Consider the following 8126-nt stretch of genomic DNA (forward strand, 5'->3'; position numbering starts at 1 on the left):
CCCCTCATAACACCCTCACTCGGAAACACTTGATCCTTTTTGGTGTGGTGGGCTCTTATTTTTCTATAACAGCCCCCCCGTGGTCTGCCCCGCGGCGCCGGGGCGCGGGGGCCCCATCCCGGGTTCCGGCTCAACCTGCCGTGCCTGCCGTCCCCTCCGTCTTCGTCCTCACTCGCGGATGCCGATGCCCTGGACCGGCGGGGTGCGCAGGAGCCGGCCGACGGGCAGCATCGTGGCGATCAGCGCGAGCGCGACGGTGCCGCCGACGACGGCGATCCAGCCGCCGGCCGGGACGTACGGGATGCGCTGTCCGGCGACGGCGTTGACGACCGAGGTGAGGGTGACGGCGGCGATCGTCCCGCCGATGAGGAGCGCCACGCCGAGCAGGCCGGCCTGCTCGGCGTGGACCATCCGCTTGACCTGGCCGCGGGTGACGCCGACCAGGCGCAGCAGGGAGAGTTCCCTGGTCCGGGCGAGGGCCGCCATGATCAGGGTGTTGGCGGCGGCGAGCGCCGCGTAGCCGACCAGAACGGCGATGAGCAGCTTGTTGAGCCAGCCGCCGATGGCCAGGTCCTGGGCGAGTTCGCCGGTGAGGGTGTCGGTGGCGACGACGGAGGTGGCCGGGTGGCGGCCGGCGAGGCCGGCCAGGGCCTCGTGGGTGTCGGCGCCGGCGTGCGGGGCGGTGCGGACGAGGACCTGGTCGTCGAGTCCGGTGACGGTGTGCCCGGTGAGGGTCCGGGTGTGGAGGGTGACGTCGCCGAAGCCCCAGCCGCGCTCGTACAGGGCGACGACCTTCAGGGTGACGGGGGTGCCGTCGCCGAGCCACAGCCGGGCCTCGGTGCCGAGTTCCCAGCCGGCCGCGTCCGCCTGGGTGGTGGACACCGCGACGGTGCCCTGCGCGAGGCCGGCGAGGCTGCCCGACCGTACCTTCAGGTCCAGGGTGCGTTCGGCGCCCCGCGGGTCGATGCCCTGGGCGACGACGGCCTGGGCTCCCAGGTCGTTCGGCACGACGACCGAGGTACGGCGCACGCCCGTCGCGGCGACCACGCCGGGGATGCGGCGGGCCTTTGCGGTGGCGGACGCGGGCAGGCCGGTGCCGGCGACGAGCGCGTGCTGGGCGAGGGTGCCGTCGCGGCTCTGGACGACGGTCTGGCGCTGGAGGTTGTCCTGGAGGAACCAGACGGAGCCACCGAAACCGACGGAGAGCACCAATGCGGTGAGGACGGCGACCATGCCCCGGGCGTTGGCGCGCAGGTTCGCGGCGGCGAGGTAGCCGCTGTTGCCCCAGACGACCCGCAGTACGGGGCCGAGGAGCCGGGCGGCGGCCTGGTTGATCCAGGGGGCCAGCAGGGCGATGGCCAGGACGAACGTGTAGAGCATGCCGACCGCTGCGGTGAGGGCGGCCTGTCCGTCGGTGGCGCCGGTGAAGCCGATCAGGGACACGGCCCCGGCGAGGAGCACCAGGCCGGTGACCGCCCGTGCCCTGCTGCCGGGGCCGGTTTCGACGGCGGCCTCGCCGAGCGCTTCGGTGGGCCGGATGCGGGTGGTGCGCAGCGCGGCGATCCAGGCGGAGGTCAGCGCCACGGCGGCGACGGCGACGGCGACCGCCGCGCCGGACAGCAGGCCGCCCTGCACGGTGAAGCCGTCGGGGGCGAAGGCGCGGGCGACGAGTTCGTCGCGGATCCGTCCGGTGGCGACGAGCCCGAGGGGGACGCCGACCACGGCAGCGAGGATCGAGAGCAGACCGACCTCGCCGAGGATCATCCGCCGTACCTGGCCGGGGGTCGCGGCGACGGCGCGGAGCAGGGCGAGGTCGCGGCGGCGGTGCCGTACGGAGAGGCCGACGGTGCCGGCGACGACGAAGCCGATGATCATCGCGGCGTAGCCGCCGAAGGCGCCGCCGGCCTGCAGGGTGAAGTCCCGCGCGGCCCTGGCCTCGGGCTGTTCGGCCAGGCCCCGGTCGTCGCCGGTGTAGGTCGTCGCCCCGGCCTCGGCGGTCACCTCGCGGACGCCGGCGAGGAGGGCGTCGCGGTCGGCGCCGGGGGCGGCGAGGATGCCGACGGCGTCGAAGCGTTCGGGGTGCGGGTCGAGGCGGGCGGCGTGCGCGTCGGTGAAGAAGAGCGCCGCGCTGCCCGTGGCGTCGGGATCGCCCTCCGTCTCCACGACCCCGCTGATCCGGTACGTACGGCTCGCTCCCCCGGTGATGATCTCCGTGGAGTCGCCGGGGCCGAGCCCGGTGCCGGCGAGGAGGCGGGCGTCGACGGCGATCTCCCCGTCGGAGCGGGGCGGGTTTCCGTCGACCGTCCGGTACGGGGCGAGGGCTGCGCTCGTCCAGCCGTGGCCGGTGGCCGGCACGTTTGGGGCGCTCGCGGCGGTGACGGCGAGAAAGCGGTCGCCGACGGCTCGGTCCACGCCGGGGACGGCGGCGAGCCTGTCGGCCAACGACGCGGGCACGCTACCGCGTTCGGGCAGCGTGACGGTGGTGTACTCGGTCTCGCCGAACATCTCGGCGGAGACGGTCAGGTCCCGGTCGGCGACGACGGCGACCGTCCCCGCGTACCGCTGCGGCTGTCCGTGGTAGCGCCGGCCGGACTCCACGAGCAGCGCGCACGCCATGAGGACGGCGACGCCGGCGGCGAGGGCGACGAACGTCGCCACGAAGCTTCCCTTGCGGTGGCGCAGCATCTGCGCGGCCAGAGTGAGCACGGTTCAGCCCTCCCGGCGCACGGCGGGCCGGGCGGCGGCCTGTGCGAAGGCCTGCGCGGCGAACGGCTCGGCAGACGGCACGACGGACGACGCGGCGGACTGGGGGCGGCCGAGGTGGGCCAGTTGCTCGGCGATCCGCTCGGCACCGGGCTGCGGCATGTCCCGCACGATCCGCCCGTCGGCGAGAACGACGACCCGGTCCGCGTAGGACGCGGCGACCGGGTCGTGGGTCACCATGACGACGGTCTGCCCGGTCCGGTCGACCACCGACCGCAGCAGCGACAGGACTTCGGCCGCGGTGCGGGTGTCGAGGGCGCCGGTGGGCTCGTCGCAGAAGATCACCTCGGGGCGGGTGACCAGGGCCCGCGCGATCGCGACCCGCTGCTGCTGGCCGCCGGACAGCTGCGAGGGCCGGTGCCGCAGCCGGTCGCCGAGGCCGACCCGGGTGACGACCTCGGCGACCCACGCCGGGTCCGGCCGCTGCCCGGACAGCCGCGAGGGCAGCAGGATGTTCTGCTCCACGGTCAGGGCGCCGACGAGGTTGAACGCCTGGAACACGAAGCCGATCCGGCTGCGGCGCAGTTCGGTCAGCCGCTTCTCCGACATCGACGCGAGATCGGTGGCCCCGATCCGGACCGTCCCCGCGTCGGGCCGGTCCAGCCCGGCCGCGCAGTGCAGCAGCGTGCTCTTCCCGGAGCCGGACGGCCCCATCACCGCGGTCGCCGTGCCCCGGGCGAAGCGGACGTCGACGTCGTCCAACGCCACCACCGGCTGATCACCGCCGTACGTCTTCCGTACACGGTCGAGGCTGACGGCGAAGTCGGCCGAGGTCACTGACATGGTGAAACGCCTTCCGGGCGAGCGTGAAGCGGAACACCCCGACGCTAGAACCCACGCCCGCGCCAACCCATCCCGCCAGTGACCCGCCCGGTGGTGGCGCAGGCACTACCACCGGACCGGACCCCCTTCCACAAGGCGGCCCGGGAGACGGAAGGCCTGAAACCGGCGTCATCGGACCTGCGCGTGAGCTTGATCTCATGGACCGTCCCTCCGTGAAGCGCAGGCCCGGGAACAAACCCGGGAGCGCCATGACGGAAGTGCAGGAATCTCATACCTGTGTGCCGAACAGGCCGACGCCCCACGGCGAGGAATCCGACAGGGCCACCACACCGGATCCGCAGACAGCCCCGCGACTCTCCACAGACCCGTCTCCGCCGTCCCGGCGCCGCCTTCACAGCAAGCCGGTCACGAGTCTCAGCCGGGATGCGCATACGACATCGACGAGCCCCAACCCCGAAAACAGCACCTTGACAACCGGCGAGGCCTTGGCCTGTCGTTCATCGCCCGGCGTCGGATGACGCGAGGAAGACGCCGGTGAGTGGTGCGTGTGCGACCCAGCCAAGCGACTTGTAAAGGCCCTGCCCCTCAATCGTTGCGGCGAGCACCCCGGTCCGGGCGCCCGCCGTGATCGCCGCGTTGGCCAAGGTGTGCATGACTGTCCGTCCCAGGCCTTGGCGACGGTGAGCAGGCGCGGTCTCTATCTGGTCGAACACGACGGAGCCGGCGCGGGAAGGGCCGGCGACCTGGCCGTGGGCGGCATAGGCCCCGTCCATGTCGCGGATGAGGGCGCGGGTGACATCACCTCGGCTCCAGGTGCGCAGTTGGTAGCCGGCGGGGAGGTGCGTCGCGGAGGGGTGCAGGGTGGTCGACATCAGGAAGCCGGGGGCGTCAAAAGTCCATGCGGGTGCGAGCCAGGGGGACACGGTCTCCGGGGCTGCGAGTACCTTGAGCCAGGTGCCAGACGCTGTGGTCGTCTCCATGAGCCTGCGGATGAGCGTCTCGTCGGCGTCGGGTAAGACGTGTCGGGTTACCTGCCTGGGGAGTCCGACGTCGACTGTGAATCCCCAGGGCTCTTCCACTGGAGGGGCGGCCCCGCGCGAAGTGGCCCAGCCTTCGACCCAGGCCCGCACGATCCCGGTATCCATATGCCCTCCACGGGTAATAGGTGCCAACGGTTAAGGCACATTACGCGTTGGGAGACGCGAACCGATCTGCGGGGCCGTTTGAGTTCGGTCCTCGGTCGGTTTCTCCAGCCAGGGGCCTCGGTGGGTGATCCGTGGGTGCATCCGGTACCGGGTCATTGCCTCGGCTGTGCCGTAGAGGGCCGGACTCGGGGTGGGCACGTACCTCAAGCGCTGAGGGCCGGCCTTCCGGCGTCCGGACAAGCGGGCCGTCGAGCAGGGCACGGAAGCAGTCCGTGTCCGGCGTGAGGAGACCTGGCCGGCGAGCCGGGCCAGGGTGAAAGCGCAGAACGGTGAAGGCCTGTTCGCCGGTCAGGCAGGGTTCGGCTCCGCCCCGGCCCCGGACGTGACGGGGCCCGGGAGTCGTATCCAGCTCCCGGGCCCCTGGGGATGCCACCTGAGTGCGCACGCCGGCGCGTTTAAGAGGGAGGATCAGTCATCAGGCCGTCGTGTTCTGCCTTTGAACTACCGCACCGGGCAAGAGGTGCAGGCGAGAATTGAACTCGCATCCGACGGCAGTCGTCCTTCCTCGGTCGTTCCGGCGATCGGCGGCGATGCTGAGACTGGAGCGAGAGTCTGAGATTGACCGCGGCCTCCACGCCTTCGCGTCGGAGAGCCGCTTCTTCAGGCTGAACGTCAGTTTCAGCTTGCGCTCGTCGCGCGAACCGGTCCTCAAGTCCGGCCCGCGCCATCGCGCACCCCCGCGCTCGCACGCGGGGGCGATCATGGAGGCTACACAGGCCCGGCGTCAGCCGAACAGGTAGCCGAACACCGCGTCGCCGGCCCGCTGGTCGGTGACCTCGGTGGCGTTGGCCTCCTCGCGGGCGAACTTGACCGCCTGCTGGAGCTTCTCGACCCGCTCCACCAGCTCGTTCACCCGCCGCGCCGGAAGCGCCCCGGAGAACTTCACGGTCGTCCAGTACCCGATGGGCACGTCCTCGTAATACACCTCGACCTGCGCCGGGTGCTTCTCGGTCGCCTCGGCCTTGACGTGGTTGCGGGGGACCTTCTTGGTACGGATCGTGCGGACCGGGTCCGTCTTCCACCAGTCCGTGGAGGGGTCGTGGGACCAGGACTCGGCGGCGTCGAGCGTGGGAAGCTTCCTGACGAAGGTGTGCAGTTCGGTGAGCTGCTTCTCCAGGAAGAGGAGGTAGCCGACCGGGACTTCGGCGAGGACGGTCCGCCCCTCGACGGTGACGTCCGCGCGGGCCGTGCAGTTCGCCCAGTCCTTGGTCGCCGTCACGTCGAACAGCCGGGTCAGCGAGGCCGCCATCTCCCGCAGCACGTCCTCACCCTGCACCTGCACCCGCGTGGACTCGGGCGGCAACTGCTCGCCCTCCTCGTCCTTGGGCTGGTACGTACGCGAGATCCCGGCGAGCAGCGCCGGCTTCTGCACCTTCTGGTGCGCCCCGTTGACGTCCTGGACGGCCTTGCTCTTGACGCCTTTTTCGACGGCGATGATCTGGTTCAGCCTGGTCATGTGATCCCCCTGAGAACACCAGGAACCCTGTCACAGGGGGTGGATCACCGCACACCATTTTCTGCGTGACGCGAGAGGCGAGTGGAGGGCTGCACCCGTCGGCCTCAAGCATGTAAGTCACTCATCGTGTTCCCCGTCATCGAGGTCGAAGTCGAAAGCCAGCTGACCCGACACACCGTGGTCCGTCACAGCAGTGGCTGAGGGATCCGTCGGCTCCAGGGCGTCCTCGATCTCGTGAGGCAGAGCGTAGTCGTCAGCGAGTCGCGCAAGATGCAGGATCATAGGCAGAGCCAGCCCGTCGCGACCGTCGCGGTGGTCCTCGCTGAAACGCTGCTGGTGGACGAATGCGGCCCATGCCTCGGCGTCGTCACCAGGGCGAAGGCACGCAACGGTCAATTCGAGGAGGTCCGGGTTCCAGGCGTTCACCGTCGGTCGATAGGCGTTGTTGCCCGAGGCGTTTGTGTGCGGAGTCAGCTTGGCGTCGTCGTTGGTGAACTTCGACTGACTGCCGGACTTGCCGGTCGTGCTGTAGAAGACACGGTCGGAGTCACCCTGGGCCCGGGATCGCCACAGCCCCATCGCGATTCCCCCGTGCTGCTTGCCCTCCAGCTCGGGAGAGTTCCTCCCTTTCGGCCCAGCACTGCGCTGTCTCGTCCCGGCTTCCGTCGGCGATCCGGACGACACGAAGTTGCTTGCCGTACAGGCCGATCCGCTGAGCGGGGCCTCCGTCGAGGCTGGGCCTGTCCCGTCCTCCTCCCCGGCACCGGGGAGCCCGAAGCCCTCGCTCCCGGCGAACGCGCGGACCGGGCGGTCGCCGGGATCCTGACCAGTCTCGACACGGCATCCGGCCGGGGCGTCGTCGTGGACTCGCCTCCAGGGGCCGGGAAGTCCACGCTGGTGATGCGGGCCACCGAGCACCTGACGTCCGCGGGTCACCAGCTCATGGTCGTCGCGCAGACCAACGAGCAGGTCGACGACCTCGTGGACCGCATCGCGCGGGAACACCCCGGCCTGGCGCTCGGCCGCCTCCACGCCGACGGCCACATCCTCCCGCCCCGTGTCACCCGCCACCCCAACGTCACCGGAAGCACCCAGGTGACAGACCTGCGCGACCTGCCCGTCGTGGTCTCCACCGCGAAGAAGTGGTCGTTCGTCAGCCCGGACAAGTGCGCGCCGTGGCGGTGGGCCATCGTCGACGAGGCGTAGCAGGCCTTCTACCGGTTCGTCCCCGGCACGACGGCACCGGAACGCGTGCTGTCGTACGCCGGCCTGCCCCACGGCCCCGGCCCGCTGGACGACGTCCTCGCCCGGGCCGCCGACTCCGGCTGGGGCCACCTGGAACTCCCCGCCCGCCACCCCTCGACCAGGACCCGGAGGTGGCCGAGGCCCTCGCGGCGACGGCGGCCCGGCTCCTGGAACGCGGCGCGCTGGTCAATGGGGAGCTTCTGACCGCGTCGCGCATCGCGATCGGCGCGGCACGCACCGTGCAGGCGGACGCCGTCCGCTCCCGCCTCGCCGCCCGCGGCATCACCGTGGACACCGCCAACCGCCTCCAGGGCCGCGAGTTCGACGTCACCCTCGTCTGGCACCCGCTCTCCGGCCGCCAGGACGCCTCCGCCTTCCACCTGGAGACGGGCCGCCCGTGCGTCCTGCTGTCCCGGCACCGCTTCGCCTGCACCATGGTGGCCCGCACCGGCATCCGCGACCTCCTGGACCGGCATCCGCGGAACAACCCTGTGTACCTCGACGTGCCGCCGAAATTCCCGGACGGGTGGCGGGCGCATCAGGTGGCCATGGGGTGGCTGGAGCGGGGAGAGCACAGGGCAGGGTCCGTTGCATGATTGCACTTCGTCCGGAACATCGGGTTGGTCCGGTGGTGGAGTGGACGTCCCGGTTCGGGCAGGGGTGAACGCAGCGCA

General features: G+C 71.3%; 5 protein-coding genes and 1 pseudogene. 1 reads left to right on the forward strand and 5 read right to left on the reverse strand.

What is annotated here, in order from left to right:
- Nucleotides 1-168: 168 nt before the first annotated feature.
- The 5 genes from ACFWVE_RS34195 to ACFWVE_RS34215 all read right to left on the reverse strand — a co-directional run bounded on the left by ACFWVE_RS34195 (nucleotide 169) and on the right by ACFWVE_RS34215 (nucleotide 6786).
- Nucleotides 169-2706, reverse strand: a complete 2538-nt coding sequence (locus tag ACFWVE_RS34195; RefSeq protein WP_384022905.1) for an FtsX-like permease family protein — start codon at nucleotides 2704-2706, stop codon at nucleotides 169-171.
- A 3-nt stretch (nucleotides 2707-2709) separates the two neighbouring features.
- On the reverse strand, nucleotides 2710-3546 hold the full coding sequence (locus ACFWVE_RS34200; RefSeq protein ID WP_384022908.1) for an ABC transporter ATP-binding protein: 837 nt from the start codon (nucleotides 3544-3546) through the stop codon (nucleotides 2710-2712).
- A gap of 497 nt (nucleotides 3547-4043) precedes the next feature.
- Nucleotides 4044-4691: a GNAT family N-acetyltransferase gene (locus ACFWVE_RS34205; protein ID WP_384022911.1), complete on the reverse strand. Its 648-nt coding sequence runs from the start codon at nucleotides 4689-4691 to the stop codon at nucleotides 4044-4046.
- 784 nt (nucleotides 4692-5475) lie between these two features.
- Nucleotides 5476-6207, reverse strand: coding sequence for a hypothetical protein (locus tag ACFWVE_RS34210; protein ID WP_384022914.1), 732 nt, complete (start codon nucleotides 6205-6207; stop codon nucleotides 5476-5478).
- A gap of 117 nt (nucleotides 6208-6324) precedes the next feature.
- The gene (locus ACFWVE_RS34215; RefSeq protein ID WP_384022917.1) at nucleotides 6325-6786 is read right to left on the reverse strand and encodes an RNaseH domain-containing protein; all 462 of its coding nucleotides are present in this window, start codon (nucleotides 6784-6786) and stop codon (nucleotides 6325-6327) included.
- A gap of 240 nt (nucleotides 6787-7026) precedes the next feature.
- On the opposite strand from ACFWVE_RS34215, the pseudogene ACFWVE_RS34220 reads away from it, so the two are divergent.
- Nucleotides 7027-8048, forward strand: a pseudogene (locus tag ACFWVE_RS34220) (helicase).
- The last annotated feature ends 78 nt before the right edge of the window (nucleotides 8049-8126 follow it).

The sequence above is a fragment of the Streptomyces sp. NPDC058632 genome (assembly GCF_042717095.1).
Lineage (GTDB): Bacteria > Actinomycetota > Actinomycetes > Streptomycetales > Streptomycetaceae > Streptomyces.

Bases quoted from the DNA above. Each gene is read 5' to 3' on its own strand.
- ACFWVE_RS34200 (WP_384022908.1), bottom strand. From the start codon at position 3,546: ATGTCAGTGACCTCGGCCGACTTCGCCGTCAGCCTCGACCGTGTACGG.
- ACFWVE_RS34205 (WP_384022911.1), bottom strand. From the start codon at position 4,691: ATGGATACCGGGATCGTGCGGGCCTGGGTCGAAGGCTGGGCCACTTCG.
- ACFWVE_RS34210 (WP_384022914.1), bottom strand. From the start codon at position 6,207: ATGACCAGGCTGAACCAGATCATCGCCGTCGAAAAAGGCGTCAAGAGC.
- ACFWVE_RS34215 (WP_384022917.1), bottom strand. From the start codon at position 6,786: ATGGGGCTGTGGCGATCCCGGGCCCAGGGTGACTCCGACCGTGTCTTC.